Genomic DNA, 14,908 nt, shown 5'->3' with positions numbered 1-14,908 from the left:
TGAGGTGAATAGTGGTTATCAGTCGGGGCGAATAGTCCTCTTTCAGGTCGTGAGGGCGGTAGCCGGCTGAAGGGGCGGAACCGGCTGCCCGTTCACCGGAACACCAGCGTCCTGCCCCCGTTGCGCAGCACGCGATGTTCCGCATGCCATTTCACCGCCCGCGCCAGCGCCACGCATTCCACGTCGCGTCCGATGGCGGTCAGTTGCGCGGGGTCCATGGCGTGGTCCACGCGCGCGACTTCCTGTTCGATGATGGGGCCTTCGTCGAGGTCGCCGGTCACGTAGTGCGCCGTGGCGCCGATCAGCTTGACGCCGCGCTCATAGGCTTGCGCGTAGGGGCGCGCGCCCTTGAAGCTGGGCAGGAAGGAATGATGGATATTGATGGCGCGGCCTTCCAGGCGGCGGCACAGGTCGTCGGACAAGACCTGCATGTAACGGGCCAGGACCACCAGGTCGATACGGTAGTCGCAGACCAGGTCCCACAGTCTCGCTTCCTGCGCGGCCTTGCCTTGCGGCGTGGCATTGAGCAGGGGCAGGTGATGGAAGGGGATGTCGTAGCTTGCCGCAAGCTGGTAGAAGTCCTTGTGGTTGGAGACGATGGCCGGGATCTCGATGGGCAGCTGGCCGGTGCGGTGGCGGAACAGCAGGTCGTTCAGGCAGTGGCCGATCTTTGACACCATCAGCATCACGCGCGGCTTGCGCGCGGCGTCGTGCAGCGACCAGTCCATCTGATGCGCGGCCGCCACGCCCGCCAGCGTGCTGCGCAGGGCAGCGAGCGCATCGTCGGCGTCCTGGCCTTCGGGCAGCGGCCGCTGGAAGTGCACACGCATGAAAAACCGCGCGCGGTCGCGATCGCCGAACTGTGCGGAGTCGACGATATTGGCGGCGGCTTCCACCAGCAGGGCAGAAACGGCATGGACGATGCCGGGACGGTCGGGGCAGGACAGCGTCAGGATGTAGCTGGCGGTTTCGGTCTGGGCCACTGGCATGGGCACTCCGGTATCCGGTTGCATCGATGAAGGTCAGGCCTTGGTCCGCTCGCTGGCCGGATCGTATGGCGCGCGCAGGTGGATGCGCGCGGGCAGCAGTTCGCCGGCCAGGTCCACGTGATACTTGCCGCCGTCGATCCATGCCGCGTCGGCCGGACCATCGGCGCGTGCCAGCAGCCCCATGCCCACCGGACAGCCGAGGGTATGGCCGAACGCGGCGGACGTGACGAAGCCGGCCGGGCGCACGCTGCCGTCCGGGGCGGTACGCAGGATCGCCTCGCCGCCCCAGAGCATGGCCTTGCTCGCGCCGTCCAGCGTGACCACGGCAACGCGCCGGCGCACCTGCGCGGCGCCGCCGGCCGCGCGCAGCTTCAGCAGCGCTTCGCGCCCGCGGAACGGGATGTCCGTGTTCAGCTTGCAGGCAAAGGACAGCCCGGCTTCGAACGGATGGATATCGGTGGTCAGTTCGCGGCTCCAGGCGCGGTATCCCTTCTCGATGCGCAGCGATTCGATGGCGTAATAGCCGGCGTTGACCAGCCCGAAGCGTTGTCCGGCCTCGTGCAGGGTGTTGTGCACGCCCACGGCGAATTCCACCGGGACATACAGTTCCCAGCCCAGTTCGCCCACATAGGTCAGGCGTGTCGCACGCACGGTGGCATAGCCGAGATCGATCTCCTTCGAGGTGCCGAACGGGAACGCCTCGTTGGAGAAGTCGGCGCGCGATACGCTCTGCAACAGCTCGCGCGAGCGCGGGCCCATCACCGCCAGCACGGCGTACTGGCCCGTGACATCGACAATCGCGCAGCGCTTGTCGGCGGGGATCAGGCGCTCGATGTAGTTGAAGTCGCGCGTGGTCTGCGCCGAGCCGGTCACCAATAGGTACTGGTCGTGCGCCAGCCGCGTCACGGTCAGGTCGGATTCATAGGTGCCGCGGTCGTTGAGCATGGCGGTGTACACGGTCTGCCCCGGCGGCACGGCCACATCGTTGCTCATCACGTATTGCAGCACGGCCTCGGCATCGGCCCCCTTGACGAGGTACTTGGAGAACGAACTCATATCGAACAGCGCCACCGCTTGGCGGCAGGCGCGGTGTTCCGCGCCGCTCCACGGCAGCCAGTTCTGCTGCCCGAAGGCGTAGCGGATCTCGGGCGACTCGCCGGCCGGCGCGAAGAAGTTTGGCCGTTCCCAGCCCATCTTGCTGCCGAAGTTGGCGCCGGCGTCGCGCAGGTGGGCATAGAGCGGCGAGCGGCGGAACGGCCGCGCCGTATCCAGTTCCCGGTTCGGCCAGGGCATCGCGTAGTGCAGGCCCAGCGTTTCCTTGACGCGGTCGTGCAGCCAGCTTTCGTTGCCGTTGAAGCCGGCAAAGCGTCGGATATCAACCGGCCACAGGTCCATGGTCGGCTCGCCCGCGACAATCCATTCGGCCAGCGCCATGCCCGCACCGCCGGCGGAGGCGATGCCCATCGAGTTGAAGCCCGCGCCCACGTAGAAGTTGCGCAGCTCGGGCGCCTCGCCCAGGATGAAGTTGTTGTCCGGCGTGAACGACTCCGGCCCGTTGTAGAACTGCCTGATCTGCGCCGACTCCAGTGCCGGAACGCGGATCAGCGCGTTTTCCATCAGGATCTCGAACTGGTCCCAGTCATCGGGCAGCAACTGGAACTCGAACGGCTCCGGAATGCCCTGCATGCCCCACGGCTTGGCATTGGGCTCGAAGCCGCCCATCACCAGCCCGCCGACTTCTTCCTTGAAGTAGATGAAGCCGTCCGGGTCGCGCATCACCGGCAAATCCGGGTGCACGCCGGCAATGCGCTCGGTGACGATGTAGTAATGCTCGGCCGAGTGCAGCGGCACGGTCACGCCGCACAGCTGGCCGACCTTGCGTGCCCACTGGCCCGCGCAGTTGACCACGATCTCTGCCTCGATACGGCCTTCGTCGCCGGCCTTGTTGCGCCAGCTGACGCCGGTGGCGCGGCCATCGCGGGTGTGGATCGCGGTGATCTTCGTGTCCTGCGCAATGACGGCGCCGCGGCTGCGCGCGCCGCGCGCCAGCGCCTGGGTCAGGTCGGTCGGGTTGGCCTTGCCGTCGCCGGGCAGCCAGACCGCGCCAAGCAGGTCGTCGGTACGCATCACCGGCCACAGCTCGCCAGCCTGGGCGGGCGAGATCACCTCGCATTCCACGCCATAGGCCCGCGCCACCGCCGCGGTGCGGCGCAGCTGCGTCATGCGCTCGGCGGTGCGCGCGACCGACAGCGAGCCGCATTGCTTCCAGCCGGTGCCAAGGCCTGTTTCCGCTTCCAGTTCGCTGTACAGCTGCGTGGAGTAGCGGATCAGCCTGGTCATGCTTTCCTGCGAGCGCAACTGCCCGACCAGGCCGGCGGCGTGCCAGGTGGTGCCGCAGGAAAGTTGCCCCTGTTCCAGCAGGACGACGTCCTTCCAGCCAAGTTTGGTCAGGTGGTAGGCGACGCTGCAGCCGATGATGCCGCCGCCGATGATGACGACGCGGGTACTGGACGGGGGGAGGGACATGGCGCGAAAACCTCAGCAGGAAGGCGGTTGGAGTTGCCAGCCATGTTATGCAAAAAAACGCCAATAAACAACACAAATTGCAACATTCGGGATGGCTCAGCGCGCCAGTTGCAGTGTCACGATGCCGGCCAGCACCAGCGCGGTTGCGACCAGGCGCCGCCGGTCAAACGGCTCGCGCAGCAGGAAGTGCCCGAGCAGCGCGGCAAAGATCACGCTGGACTCGCGCAGCGCCGCCAGCTTGGTCACGGGTGCCATGGTCATCGCCCACAGCATCAGCGCATACGACCCGACGCGATTGATGCCGCCGATCCACGCGCGCTTCCATTCCGTGCGCAACAGTGCCAGCAGCGCGGAGCCGCGGCGGCTGAAGGCGTAGCTGGGCATGAACACATGCGACATCGCCTGCAGCCAGACGATATAGGTGAAGACCTCGCCATAGCGCTTCACCGCGGTGCCGTCGATGACGGTGCCGCCCGCCAGGCAGGCCCCGGCCAGCAGCGCAAAGCCGAGCAGGTCGGGCGATTGCCGGCGCCAGCGCACCAGGCTGACCAGCCCGCAGCAGATCAGCGCGATGCCGGCATAGCCGCCGGGCCCCAGCCGTTCGCTGCCGGTCAGCAACAGCAGGATGGCCACCATCATCGGCGCCGAACCGCGCATCAGCGGATAGGCCTGGCTGAAGTCGCCGCGGTTGTAGGCGGCCACCAGCGACAGCTTGTAGCCGACCTCCAGCGCCACGGTGGCCAGCAGGAAGGGCCACACCTGCGGCGCGGGCAGGGGCACCAGGAACAGGAAGGGAAACGCCGCCAGCAGGCAGAAGGTGTCGATCAGCGCCATCGACGAGAGGCGGTCGCCGCCGATCTTGACGATGGCATTCCACGACGCGTGCATCAGCGCGGACAACATCACGGCGGCAAAGGCGAGGCCGTGAAAATCGGGGGGGAGGGACATGAAGGGGTCGTCTTGTTCTTGTGGTCCTCGGGTCTTCGGACGCGTTTGCGAACCCGCTTGTGTACTCCCCTCTCCCGCGCGCGAGAGAGGGGAGCCTGCCGCAGGCGACAGGGGGGAAACCAGCCAATCAAGCCGCTTGCGCCAGCGGCGCCTGCATCTTGATCCCCATCTCGCGCAGCACCTCGCCGATCGCCGTCACCACATTGCGCATCTCGTTGTCATCGATCGCGCCGATGCAGCCCACGCGGAAGGTTTCCATCTGCGTCAGCTTGCCCGGATACAGGATGTAGCCGCGCTCGCGCACTTTGGCGTAGAAGGTCTTGAAGTCATAGCGCGCGTCGGCCGGCGCGTGGAAGGTGACAATGGTCGGCGCCTGCACCGCCGCTGGCAGGAAGGTGCGGAAGCCGAGCGTGGCCATGCCCTGCACCAGCGTGTCGCAATTCTTGCGGTAGCGCGCGCCGCGCACCGGCTGGCCGCCTTCTTCCAGGAACTGGTCGAGCGCGGTGCGGAAGGCCGCCACCACGTGCGTGGGTGGCGTGAAGCGCCACTGCGTGGTCTTCTGCATATAGACATACTGGTCGTACAGGTCCAGCGCCAGCGAGTGGCTGTTGCCCTGGCTGGCTTCCAGCACATCCTTCTTCACCAGCACGAAGCCCATGCCCGGCACGCCCTCGATGCACTTGCCGGTGGCGGCCACCAGCGCATCGAACGGCATGGTGCGCGCATCGATTTCGATCGCGCCGAACGCGCTCATCGCATCGACGATCAGCCCCTTGCCCAGCCGCTGGCACAGCATGGCGATGTCCTGCAGCGGGTTGAGCACGCCCGCGCCGGTTTCGCAATGCACCTGGGCCACATGCGTGATCGACGGATCGTGCCGGATGGCTTCTTCGATCAGCGCGGCAGTGGCGGGCTGGTCTTCGGGAATCGGCAGTTCCACGCTGGCGCGGCCCAGCACCTTGCAGATCTTGAGGATGCGCTGGCAGTAGGCGCCATTCTGCGGCACCAGCACCTTGCCGTCGCGCGGCACCACGTTGGCAATGGCCGCTTCCACCGAGAAGGTGCCGCTGCCCTGCATCGGCACGCACACATGGGTGCCTTCGCCGTGGACGATGCGCACCAGGTCGTCGCACAGGCTGCGCGTGATGGCGTTGAAGGCGGCGTCCCACGAACCCCAGTCGCGCAGCATGGCCTGCCTGGTGGCGAGCGAGGTGGTCAGTGGGCCGGGGGTCAGAAGGATCGGGTCGTTGCCGCGAATCATGGAGAGCTCCTGATTGGGAAGGAGGGGAGATTTGGAAAGGTCAGTCGTTGCCCTGACCCTGGCGCCAGGCCTGCGTCTTGCAATCGAGCACGCGTTGCAGCAGGTAATAGAGCAGGCAGGCGAAGGCCGAAGTCAGCACTACCAGGGCCGCCATGGCCGCCGCGGGGCCGATGTCGCCGGATTCATCCAGGTTGACGATCTCGACCGAGGCCAGCTTGGTGTCGGCGCCGTACAGGAACACCACCGCCGAGACCGTCGTCATCGCGTTGATGAACAGGTAGCGCGAGATCTCCAGGATGGCCGGCAGGCAGGCCGGCACCGTGACCTTGAAAAAGGTCTTGTAGAACGGCACCTTCAGCGACGCGGACACCGCCTCGAACTCGCTGTCGAGTTGCTTGAGCGCGGTCACGGCGGTCAGGTGGCAGGACGCGTAATAGTGGACGATGGTCACCAGCACCAGGATGCCCAGCGTCTGGTACAGCCCGTGCATCGGGTTGGCCTGCGGCACGAAGAAGAAGATGTAGCCCAGGCCCAGCACCAGCCCCGGCACGCCCATCGGCAGCACCGCCATCAGCCGCACGAAGCTGCGCAGCCAGTCCAGGCCGCGGGTCTTCTCCAGCAGGTAGGCGGTGGCGAAAATGAACACCGGGCCGATCAGCGCGGCCAGGCCGGCCATGCGCAGGCTGTTCAGGTAGGAATCGACCACGCCGCCCTCGACCAGCCCCACCCGGTAGTGGTTCAGCGACAGCGAGAAGTTGTACGGCCACAGCTTGACGAAGGATGCGTAGATCGCCATGCCCATCACCGCCAGCATCAGCGCCGCCATCAGCCAGCAGAACACCGCCATGGCCAGGTCGAAACGGCGGCTGCGGCGCGGCACGTAGGGCACCGAGCGCGCCGACATCAGCGCCATCTGGCGGCGCTGCACGCGCGCGTCGATGTAGTAGGTGACCGCCACCGGCACCAGCAGCATCAGCGACACCACCGCGCCCTGCGAGAAGTCCTGCATGCCGATCACCAGCTTGTAGATGTCGGTGGCCAGCATGCCGAAGTTGCCGCCAATCACCTTGGGGATGCCAAAGTCCGAGATCGCATAGGTGAACACCACCATGGCCGCGCTGACCAGGCCGTAGCGCGCGCCCGGCACGGTGATGGTGAAGAATTTGCGCACGGTCGAGGTGCCCAGCGCATCTGCCGCTTCATACAGGCGCGCGTCGGTCAGCGACAGCGCCGTGATCAGGATCATCAGCGCATGCGGGAAGGTGGCAAACACCAGCGAGGCCACGATGCCCAGCGGCCCGTAGATCTGCGTGCTGCCCATCCAGGGCTTGAGCAGCCCCTGGTTGCCGAACCAGAAGATAAAGGAGATGGCCGCCAGCAGCGACGGCGCCAGCAGCGGGATCAGCGCCAGGTTGCGCAACAAGGCCTTGCACGCGATGCGGCTGCGCGTCAGCGCATAGGCAAAGCTGAATGCCAGCGGCACCGTGACGCAGGTGGCCAGCGCCGAGACCCACAGGCTGTTCCACACCGAGCGCAGCAGCGCGGGCGACTCGAAGTATGCGCGGAAGTGGGCGATGCCGGCCAGGCTGCCGTCGCGGTTCTGCACGCTTTTGGCCAGGATCATCACGATCGGCGCCAGCACGAAGCACGCGAGCGCCAGCGCGGCGAGCGCCAGCAATACGTGAGCGAGGCGGTCGGTCCAGTGCGGGCGCACGGAGGTGGCGGCCAGGGCCGGTGGCGCGCTGGTGGCGGGGGTGGGGACGGTATCGGTGGCCGGTATCGTGGCAGACGTGCTGGCCGGCGCCGCAGTGAGGCTCATGCGCATGCGTGGCGGAAGATGCGGATACGGTCAGCGGGAATGGCCAGGCGCAGCAGGTCGCCGGTGTTCGGGCGCAGCTCGTGCAGGTCATTGAGGGAGAGGTCGGCATAAAGCGCGCACCCCGGCGCCCCGCCGGCGGCGTCGGGCAGGCGCAGCGTCAGCCGCGAGAACGCGCCGAGGAACTCGATCTTGTCCACGGTGGCCTTCAGCACGTTGGGGCCATGCTGTTCGATCCCGCGCACGCAGACGTCTTCCGGGCGGAAGAACACCTGCACGTCCTCATCCGTGCAACAGCCCGGGGGCGCTGCGCAGCGCATGCGCACGCCGCCCAGCTGCAGTTCGCCGTCGCCGCAGACGCGCGCGCCCAGCATATTGGTCTTGCCGACGAAGTCCGCCGCGAACGGCGTGGCCGGGCGCTGGTAGATCTGCGCCGGCGTGCCCACCTGCTCGATCGCGCCCTGGTTCATCACCACGATGCGGTCGGCCATCGACAGCGCCTCTTCCTGGTCGTGCGTGACCAGGATGGTGGTGATGTTCAGCCGCTGCTGCAGCGCGCGGATCTCGCTGCGCAGCCGCACCCGCACGCGGGCATCGAGCGCGGACAGCGGTTCATCCAGCAACAGCAGACCGGGCGAGGTGGCCAGCGCGCGCACAATCGCCACGCGCTGCTGCTGGCCGCCCGAGAGCTGCGCCGGGTATTGGCTGCCGCGGTCGGGCAGCCCCACCAGCGTCAGCAGCTCGTCCACGCGGGCGCGGCGCTGGTCGCGCGGCATGCGGCGGTTGACCAGGCCGTAGGCCACGTTGTCCGCCACCGTCAGGTTGGGGAACAGCGCATAGGACTGGAACACGATGCCGTAGTCGCGCTCCATCGGCGGCAGCGAGGAGATGTCGCGCCCGCCCTGGTGGATGGTGCCGGCGCTCTGCGATTCCAGGCCGGCGATGATGCGCAGCAGCGTGGTCTTGCCGCAGCCCGACGGGCCCAGGAAGCACAGCAGCTCGCCCTGGCGCACGTCCAGGTCGATATGGTGGAGTGCCACGAAGGCACCGCTGCTTTTGCTGCCGTTGCCGCCGAAGCGCTTGTGGATGCCTTTCAGGCTCAGGTAGGTCTCGGCCGTTGATGTGGGGGTCTGCATGGCGTGGGGGCAGTAGTTCTGGTGGATTGGCTGAACCATTCCGGTCATTCCCGCGAAGGCGGGAATCCAGCGTCTTCACGTCCCCTGCGGGGATAAAAGTCGCTGGGTCCCCGTCTTCGCGGGGACGACAGGCACGGTCATCGCAATAGCAAACAACAACACTGCATCCTCAGGGCTGCTTCTCCGACTTGCTGGCATAGCGCTTCTGCCATTCAGTCAGCACGCGCTCGCGGTTTTTGGCGATAAAGCCGAAGTCGTTCTTGACCAGCATCTGCTCGTAGTTGGCGGGGATGGACTCGACCTTCCCGGCCACGCCCGGATAGGCAACGATGGCCCAGTCCCTGGCAAACAACTGGTTGGCGTCCTTGCTGGCGAGCCAGTCCATGTAGCGCTGCGCGGCCTCCATCTTTTTAGTGCCCTTGACGATGCTGGCGGCCTCGATGTCGTAGCCCAAGCCTTCCTTGGGGAAGATCATCTCGATCGGCGCGCCCGAGGCCAGCGTCTTGTGCGCGCGCAGCTCGAACGAGATGCCGATCGGGAATTCACCCGAGCCGGCCTGCTTGCACGGCTTGGAGCCCGAATGCGTGTACTGGGCGATGTTTTCATGCAATCCGTCCATGTACTTCCAGCCCTCCTGCTCGCCAAAGAGCTGCAGCCAGGCGGTCACGTCCAGGAAGCCGGTGCCGGAAGAGGCCGGGTTGGGCATCACGATGGTGCCCTTGTAGACGGGCTTGGCCAGGTCCTTCCAGGTCTCGGGGCGCGGCAGGTTGCGCTTCCTGGCTTCGATGGTGTTGAAGCAGATGGTGGCGCCCCACACGTCCAGCCCCACCCATGACGGCGGCGTGGCCTTGTCGCTGTAGTCGCGCGTCAGCTTCTCGAAGCCCTTGGGGGAGTAGGGCGTGAGCATCCCCTCCTGCTTGAGCAGCTCCAGGCTGGACGCCGCCAGACCGGCGATCACGTCGGCCTGCGGGTTGGCCTTTTCGGCCAACGCCTTGGCGGTGATGACGCCGGTGGAGTCGCGCACGTACTTCAGTTCGATATCGGGCGCCACCTTGGCAAAGCCCTCGGCATACGGCTTGAGGGTTTCGATCTCCCACGCCGTATAGACGGTCAGGGTGGTTTTCTGGGCCAGCGCGGTGCCGGAGGCAGCTAGCGCAAGCAAGGTGGCGGCGGTGCGCAGGGTGGTGGTGAAGGACGGCTGCATGGGGACTCCTTCTGGCATTGTAGGTGGAGATATGTGTCATTTTGGTGAATATGTTGCAATGCCGCGAGGCACACTGCACAACATTGAATCACCGTAAAACCCTTCTGCTACAACACTTGCAAGACATATGCCTGGTTTCTGGCGCTCCGTAACTCACCCTTTGCACCGCACCGATGTCTTGATTGTTGACAATATACAAACCGCTTGCTTTAATGGCAACAAGGATTTTCGATATTGCTCAATCCGTCACAAACGGGAGTTTTCATGTCACGCCAAGCGCCGCTGGCGAGCGAAATCACCATCCTGCAGAGCCAGTCCCTGACCACCCTGGTGCAGCGCGAACTGGAGCTGCGGATCATGTCGGGCGACCTGCCTCCCGGCGCCAAGCTCAATGAGATCGAGGTCGCGGGACAGCTCAATGTCTCGCGCGGACCGGTGCGGGAGGCCTTCCGGGCGCTGGAGCAGGCCGGCCTGCTGCGCACCGAGAAGAACCGCGGCGTGTTCGTGCGCGCCATCTCGGTGGTAGAGGCCGATGAGATCTATGAGCTGCGCGCGGTGCTGGATGAATTCATCGGCCGGCAGCTGGCGGCGCGCATCACGCCGGAGGGCCTGCGCGAACTGCGCGCCCTGGTTGAGGCATTGGATGCGGCCAGCCAGGCGCGCGACGTCGATGAGTACACGCGGCTGAATCTGGAATTCCACGACCGCATGGTCGAACTGGCCGGCAACCGCAAGCTGCTGGATACCTACCGGCGCCTGGTCAAGGAGCTGACGCTGTTCCGCCGCGAAGCGCTGTCCGGAAACCAGGCCGCGATGCCCGATTCCACCCGCGAGCATCGCGCCATCGTCTCGGCGATTGCCGCGCGCGACGGCGAACTGGCCGCGCGCCTGATGGGCGAGCACGTCGCGCGCGGCCGCGCCCGCATGCATGCCGCGGTGGACCCGGCCAGCGCCGGCAAGGGTGCTGCCGCCTGAATCCGACCGACGCCTCTGAAAGTACCGACCCCGATCGCGCCTACGCACAGGAACCCCGACATGCCCGACACCAATGTCCGCACCATTACCGTCAACCAGCGCACCTATCGCTGGATGCAGCAGCCCGTCGTGGTGGTCTGCGTCGACGGCTGCGAGTTCGACTACCTGGAAGCCGCCGCCGCCAGCGGCCGCGCCCCCTACCTGACGCGGCTGCTGGAAGCCGGCTCCGCCTTCCGCGGCGCCTGCGTGGTGCCGACCTTCACCAATCCCAACAACCTGTCTATCGTCTGCGGCGCGCCGCCGGCGGTGCACGGCATCTGCGGCAACTACTTCTTTGACCGCAGCGCCAACGGCGGGCGCGGCGAGGAAGTGATGATGAACGACCCCAAGTACCTGCGTGCCGGCACCATCCTGGCCGCGTTTGCCGATGCGGGGGCCAGCGTCGCCGTGGTGACCGCCAAGGACAAGCTGCGCCGGCTGCTGGGCCACGGCATGCAGGGCATCTGCTTCTCGTCGGAGAAGGCCGACCAGGCCACGGTGGCGGAGAACGGCATCGACGGCGTGCTGGAGCTGGTCGGCATGCCGGTGCCTGACGTGTACAGCGCCGAGCTGTCTGAGTTCGTCTTCGCCGCCGGCGTGCGCCTGATGGAAACGCGCCGCCCGGACCTGATGTACCTGTCCACCACCGACTATATCCAGCACAAGTTCGCACCCGGCTCGGACGGCGCCAACGCCTTCTACGCCATGATGGACAAGTACCTGGCGCGGCTGGACGAGCTGGGCTGCGTGGTCGCGCTGACCGCCGACCACGGCATGAACGCCAAGCACGACGATGCCACCAAGGCGCCCAACGTGATCTACCTGCAGGACCAGCTGGACGACTGGCTGGGCCGCGGCGTGGCAGACGGCGGCGCGCGCGTGATCTTGCCGATCACCGACCCCTACGTGGTCCACCACGGCGCGCTCGGGTCCTACGCCACTATCTATCTGCCTGACGATGCCGACCGGGCCGCGATCCGGGCCCGCCTGTCCGGCCTGCAGGGCGTGGAAAGCGTGCTGACCAACGCCGAAGCCTGCGCGCGCTTCGAGCTGCCGCCCGACCGCGTCGGCGACCTGGTGGTGACCAGCGACAAGCACGTGGTGCTGGGCACCAGCCGCAGCCGCCACGACCTGTCCGGGCTGGACGCGCCGCTGCGCTCGCACGGCGGCGTGTCGGAGCAGACCGTGCCGCTGGTGTTCAACCGCGCCACCGCCGGCATTCCCGGCAAGGCCCTGCTGCGCAATTTCGACATCTTCGATGTCGCGCTGAACCATCTGCACTGAGTGCATCGCGCTGTATTGACCGGAGGTAATTCATGAACGCCCCCCAATTCCCCGCTGGTGCCGTCAGCCCCCATTTCCGCGCCGAGGCCCTGCGCATCGACGGCCAGAAGATCGTGCGCGAGCGTGTGATCGAAGTGCGCAACCCGTATGACGGCTCGCTGGTCGGCACCGTGCCCAAGGCCACGCTGGACGACGTGCGCCGCGCCTTCGAAGTGGGCCAGGCCTACCGCGCCACGCTGACGCGCTACGAGCGCGCCGCCATCCTGAACCGCGCCGCCGCCCTGCTGCGCGAGCGCACCGAGGAGGCGTCGGACCTGATCACGCTGGAATCCGGCCTGTCCAAGAAGGATTCGCTGTATGAGATCGGCCGCGTTGCCGACGTGCTGGGCTTTGCCGCCACCGAGGCGCTGCGCGACGATGGCCAGCTGTTCTCGTGCGACCTGACCCCGCACGGCAAGAAGCGCCGCGTGATGACCCAGCGCGAGCCGCTGCTGGGCGTGATCTGCGCCATCACGCCGTTCAACCACCCGATGAACCAGGTGGCGCACAAGGTGGCGCCGTCGATCGCCACCAACAACCGCATGGTGCTCAAGCCGTCGGAAAAGGTGCCGCTGTCGGCGTTCTACCTGGCCGACCTGCTGTATGAAGCCGGCCTGCCGCCGCAGATGCTGCAGGTGGTCACCGGTGATCCGCGCGAGATCGCCGACGAGCTGATCACGCACCCGGCGGTGGACCTGGTGACCTTTACCGGCGGCGTGGCGATTGGCAAGTACATCGCCAGCAAGGCCGGCTACAAGCGCGTGGTGCTGGAGCTGGGCGGCAACGACCCGCTGATCGTGCTGGACGACGCCGACCTGGACCGCGCCTCGGACCTGGCGGTGCAGGGCTCATACAAGAACTCCGGCCAGCGCTGCACCGCGGTCAAGCGCATGCTGGTGCATGAAGCCGTGGCCGCGCGCTTTACCGAACTGGTGGTGGAGAAGACCCGCGCGTGGAAGTACGGCGACCCGATGGACCACGGCGTCGACATGGGCACCGTGATCGACGAGCAGGCCGCGCAGCTGTTCGAGGCGCGCGTCAACGAGGCGGTGGCGCAGGGCGCGCGGCTGCTGGTGGGCAACCAGCGCAACGGCGCCAGCTATTCGCCGACGGTGCTGGACCGCGTGGATCCGTCGATGACCGTGGTGCGCGAGGAAACCTTCGGGCCGGTTTCGCCGATCATCACCTTCCGCGACGTGGACGATGCCATCCGCATTGCCAACGGCACCGCGTTCGGGCTGTCCTCTGGTGTCTGCACCAACCGCATCGAGGATTTCACGAAGATCGCCAATTCGCTGCATGTGGGCACGGTCAACCTGTGGGAAGTGCCGGGCTACCGTATCGAGCTGACGCCGTTCGGGGGGATCAAGGATTCGGGGCTGGGGTACAAGGAAGGGGTGCAGGAGGCGGCCAAGAGCTTTACCAACCTGAAGACGATTACGTTGCCTTGGGGGTGAGGTCGGCCCTGGGGAACTGGATCTACCGCTGGTTTGCTCCCCTCTCCCGCTTGCGGGAGAGGGGCAGGGGGTGAGGGCAGGCGCCGGCATACCAGCGGCTGTACTCCGTAGAGACTCCCGCCCTCACCCCCACCCTCTCCCGCAAGCGGGAGAAGGAGCAAACAATCGATCGTTGGCCGCCCATCGGCCCGGCACATCCTGGCACCCGCTGCGCTAGAATCAGCCCCCAATCCCTGACGCTCCCGGAGTCACCGTGCTCGCCGAACAACGGCAGAAATACATCCTCGACCAGCTCTCCGCCACCGGCGCGCTCGCCATCAGCGAACTGGTGACCGAGCTCGACGTCTCGCGCGAGACTATCCGGCGCGATCTCAACGCGCTGGCCGCGCGCGGCCTGCTGGTGCTGACCCACGGCGGCGCGCTGGCCTCGGACCGCACCGAGCCCGATACCCAGACCCGGGCGGCGGTCAATGCCGAGGGCAAGCGCGCCATCGGCGTGCGCGCGGCGGAGCTGGTGCGCGATGGCGCCTCGCTGATCCTGGACTACGGCACCACCACCCACGCGGTCGCGCAGGCGCTGCACGGGCATCACAACCTGCTGGTCTACACCAACGACCTTGCCATCGCCCAGCTGCTGGGCCGGCGCAACGGCAACCGGGTGATCGTGCTGGGCGGCGAGCTGCAGGACAACGAAGACGCCACGCACGGCTGGGACACCATCGAGCAGCTGTCGCGCTACCACACCGACTTTGCCTTTATCGGCATCGGCGGCGTCACGCCGCGCGGCGAGATGTGCGATTTTTCGCGCGCCGCGGCGGAGTTGCGCAGCCGCATGCTGCTGGCTGCCGACATGGCCTGCGTGGTCGCCGACCATACCAAGTTCGGGCGCAACACCGGGGTCACCATCAAGCATTCCGAACTGGCTGCCTGGCTGATCACCGACATGGCGCCGGAGCCGGGGCTGGGCGCGGCGCTCAAGGAGCGGGGCACCAAGCTGCTCATCGCCTGAAGGCGGCGAGCCGGCCCCAAGGCGCGGCGCTGTCCGCTGATCGCACGGAAATCCCCGCCTGATCCACCGGAATGCGGCTTTCACGCCGCTGTCACAGGTGTTTTGACTGTCGCGTGCCCCACGCTGGTGCTAAAGTGCTGCGTTGTCGGACATTCACGGCCCGCCGTGAATGTGCAGACAATCGGAGGCCACCCACCTTCCATCGGCGCAACGCCAGACGGCACC

At 66.8% G+C, this 14,908-nt stretch carries 11 protein-coding genes; 4 read left to right on the top strand and 7 right to left on the bottom strand.

All coding sequences use genetic code 11. From position 1 onward, the window contains the following. Positions 1–92: 92 nt before the first annotated feature. From purU to ACREYQ_RS27305, 7 genes are all read right to left on the bottom strand, one after another. Complete coding sequence (gene purU / locus ACREYQ_RS27335) at positions 93–989, bottom strand: formyltetrahydrofolate deformylase (RefSeq protein ID WP_432261097.1); 897 nt, start codon at positions 987–989, stop codon at positions 93–95. Positions 990–1,022: 33 nt separating this feature from the next. Further along, positions 1,023–3,515, bottom strand: a complete 2,493-nt coding sequence (locus ACREYQ_RS27330) for a GcvT family protein (protein ID WP_432261096.1) — start codon at positions 3,513–3,515, stop codon at positions 1,023–1,025. Positions 3,516–3,611: 96 nt separating this feature from the next. After that, positions 3,612–4,463, bottom strand: a complete 852-nt coding sequence (locus ACREYQ_RS27325) for an EamA family transporter (protein WP_432261095.1) — start codon at positions 4,461–4,463, stop codon at positions 3,612–3,614. A gap of 127 nt (positions 4,464–4,590) precedes the next feature. Beyond that, complete coding sequence (locus ACREYQ_RS27320; protein ID WP_432261094.1) at positions 4,591–5,724, bottom strand: 2-aminoethylphosphonate--pyruvate transaminase; 1,134 nt, start codon at positions 5,722–5,724, stop codon at positions 4,591–4,593. A 40-nt stretch (positions 5,725–5,764) separates the two neighbouring features. Continuing rightward, positions 5,765–7,549: a putative 2-aminoethylphosphonate ABC transporter permease subunit gene (locus ACREYQ_RS27315; RefSeq protein ID WP_432261093.1), complete on the bottom strand. Its 1,785-nt coding sequence runs from the start codon at positions 7,547–7,549 to the stop codon at positions 5,765–5,767. Further along, on the bottom strand, positions 7,540–8,676 hold the full coding sequence (locus ACREYQ_RS27310) for a putative 2-aminoethylphosphonate ABC transporter ATP-binding protein (RefSeq protein ID WP_432262672.1): 1,137 nt from the start codon (positions 8,674–8,676) through the stop codon (positions 7,540–7,542). The genes ACREYQ_RS27315 and ACREYQ_RS27310 overlap by 10 nt, the downstream gene beginning before the upstream one ends. Before the next feature lie 169 nt (positions 8,677–8,845). Beyond that, positions 8,846–9,880 carry a putative 2-aminoethylphosphonate ABC transporter substrate-binding protein gene (locus ACREYQ_RS27305; protein ID WP_432261092.1) on the bottom strand — a complete coding sequence of 345 codons (1,035 nt, stop codon included), beginning with the start codon at positions 9,878–9,880 and terminating at the stop codon, positions 8,846–8,848. A gap of 264 nt (positions 9,881–10,144) precedes the next feature. Between ACREYQ_RS27305 and ACREYQ_RS27300 the strand changes: the two genes are divergently transcribed. The 4 genes from ACREYQ_RS27300 (at position 10,145) to ACREYQ_RS27285 (ending at position 14,683) form a co-directional block, all read left to right on the top strand. Beyond that, the gene (locus tag ACREYQ_RS27300; RefSeq protein WP_432261091.1) at positions 10,145–10,855 is read left to right on the top strand and encodes a phosphonate utilization associated transcriptional regulator; all 711 of its coding nucleotides are present in this window, start codon (positions 10,145–10,147) and stop codon (positions 10,853–10,855) included. 60 nt (positions 10,856–10,915) lie between these two features. Next, positions 10,916–12,178, top strand: coding sequence for a phosphonoacetate hydrolase (gene phnA / locus ACREYQ_RS27295; protein WP_432261090.1), 1,263 nt, complete (start codon positions 10,916–10,918; stop codon positions 12,176–12,178). A 32-nt stretch (positions 12,179–12,210) separates the two neighbouring features. Beyond that, positions 12,211–13,674 (top strand): phosphonoacetaldehyde dehydrogenase, encoded by a 1,464-nt coding sequence (gene phnY, locus ACREYQ_RS27290; RefSeq protein WP_432261089.1) that lies wholly within the window; start codon positions 12,211–12,213, stop codon positions 13,672–13,674. 253 nt (positions 13,675–13,927) lie between these two features. Next, positions 13,928–14,683 (top strand): DeoR/GlpR family DNA-binding transcription regulator, encoded by a 756-nt coding sequence (locus ACREYQ_RS27285; protein ID WP_432261088.1) that lies wholly within the window; start codon positions 13,928–13,930, stop codon positions 14,681–14,683. The last annotated feature ends 225 nt before the right edge of the window (positions 14,684–14,908 follow it).

It is taken from the genome of Cupriavidus sp. TMH.W2 (assembly GCF_050847365.1).
Lineage (GTDB): Bacteria > Pseudomonadota > Gammaproteobacteria > Burkholderiales > Burkholderiaceae > Cupriavidus.
The sequence above is the reverse complement of the archived record's forward strand: the minus strand, read 5'-3'. Positions and strand labels throughout refer to the sequence as shown.

What these genes read in the sequence shown, in the direction of transcription:
- ACREYQ_RS27330 (WP_432261096.1), bottom strand. Translation starts at nt 3,515, where the DNA reads ATGTCCCTCCCCCCGTCCAGTACCCGCGTCGTCATCATCGGCGGCGGC.
- purU (WP_432261097.1), bottom strand. Translation starts at nt 989, where the DNA reads ATGCCAGTGGCCCAGACCGAAACCGCCAGCTACATCCTGACGCTGTCC.
- ACREYQ_RS27320 (WP_432261094.1), bottom strand. Translation starts at nt 5,724, where the DNA reads ATGATTCGCGGCAACGACCCGATCCTTCTGACCCCCGGCCCACTGACC.
- ACREYQ_RS27310 (WP_432262672.1), bottom strand. Translation starts at nt 8,676, where the DNA reads ATGCAGACCCCCACATCAACGGCCGAGACCTACCTGAGCCTGAAAGGC.
- ACREYQ_RS27305 (WP_432261092.1), bottom strand. Translation starts at nt 9,880, where the DNA reads ATGCAGCCGTCCTTCACCACCACCCTGCGCACCGCCGCCACCTTGCTT.
- ACREYQ_RS27315 (WP_432261093.1), bottom strand. Translation starts at nt 7,549, where the DNA reads ATGCGCATGAGCCTCACTGCGGCGCCGGCCAGCACGTCTGCCACGATA.
- ACREYQ_RS27300 (WP_432261091.1), top strand. Translation starts at nt 10,145, where the DNA reads ATGTCACGCCAAGCGCCGCTGGCGAGCGAAATCACCATCCTGCAGAGC.
- ACREYQ_RS27325 (WP_432261095.1), bottom strand. Translation starts at nt 4,463, where the DNA reads ATGTCCCTCCCCCCCGATTTTCACGGCCTCGCCTTTGCCGCCGTGATG.
- phnY (WP_432261089.1), top strand. Translation starts at nt 12,211, where the DNA reads ATGAACGCCCCCCAATTCCCCGCTGGTGCCGTCAGCCCCCATTTCCGC.
- phnA (WP_432261090.1), top strand. Translation starts at nt 10,916, where the DNA reads ATGCCCGACACCAATGTCCGCACCATTACCGTCAACCAGCGCACCTAT.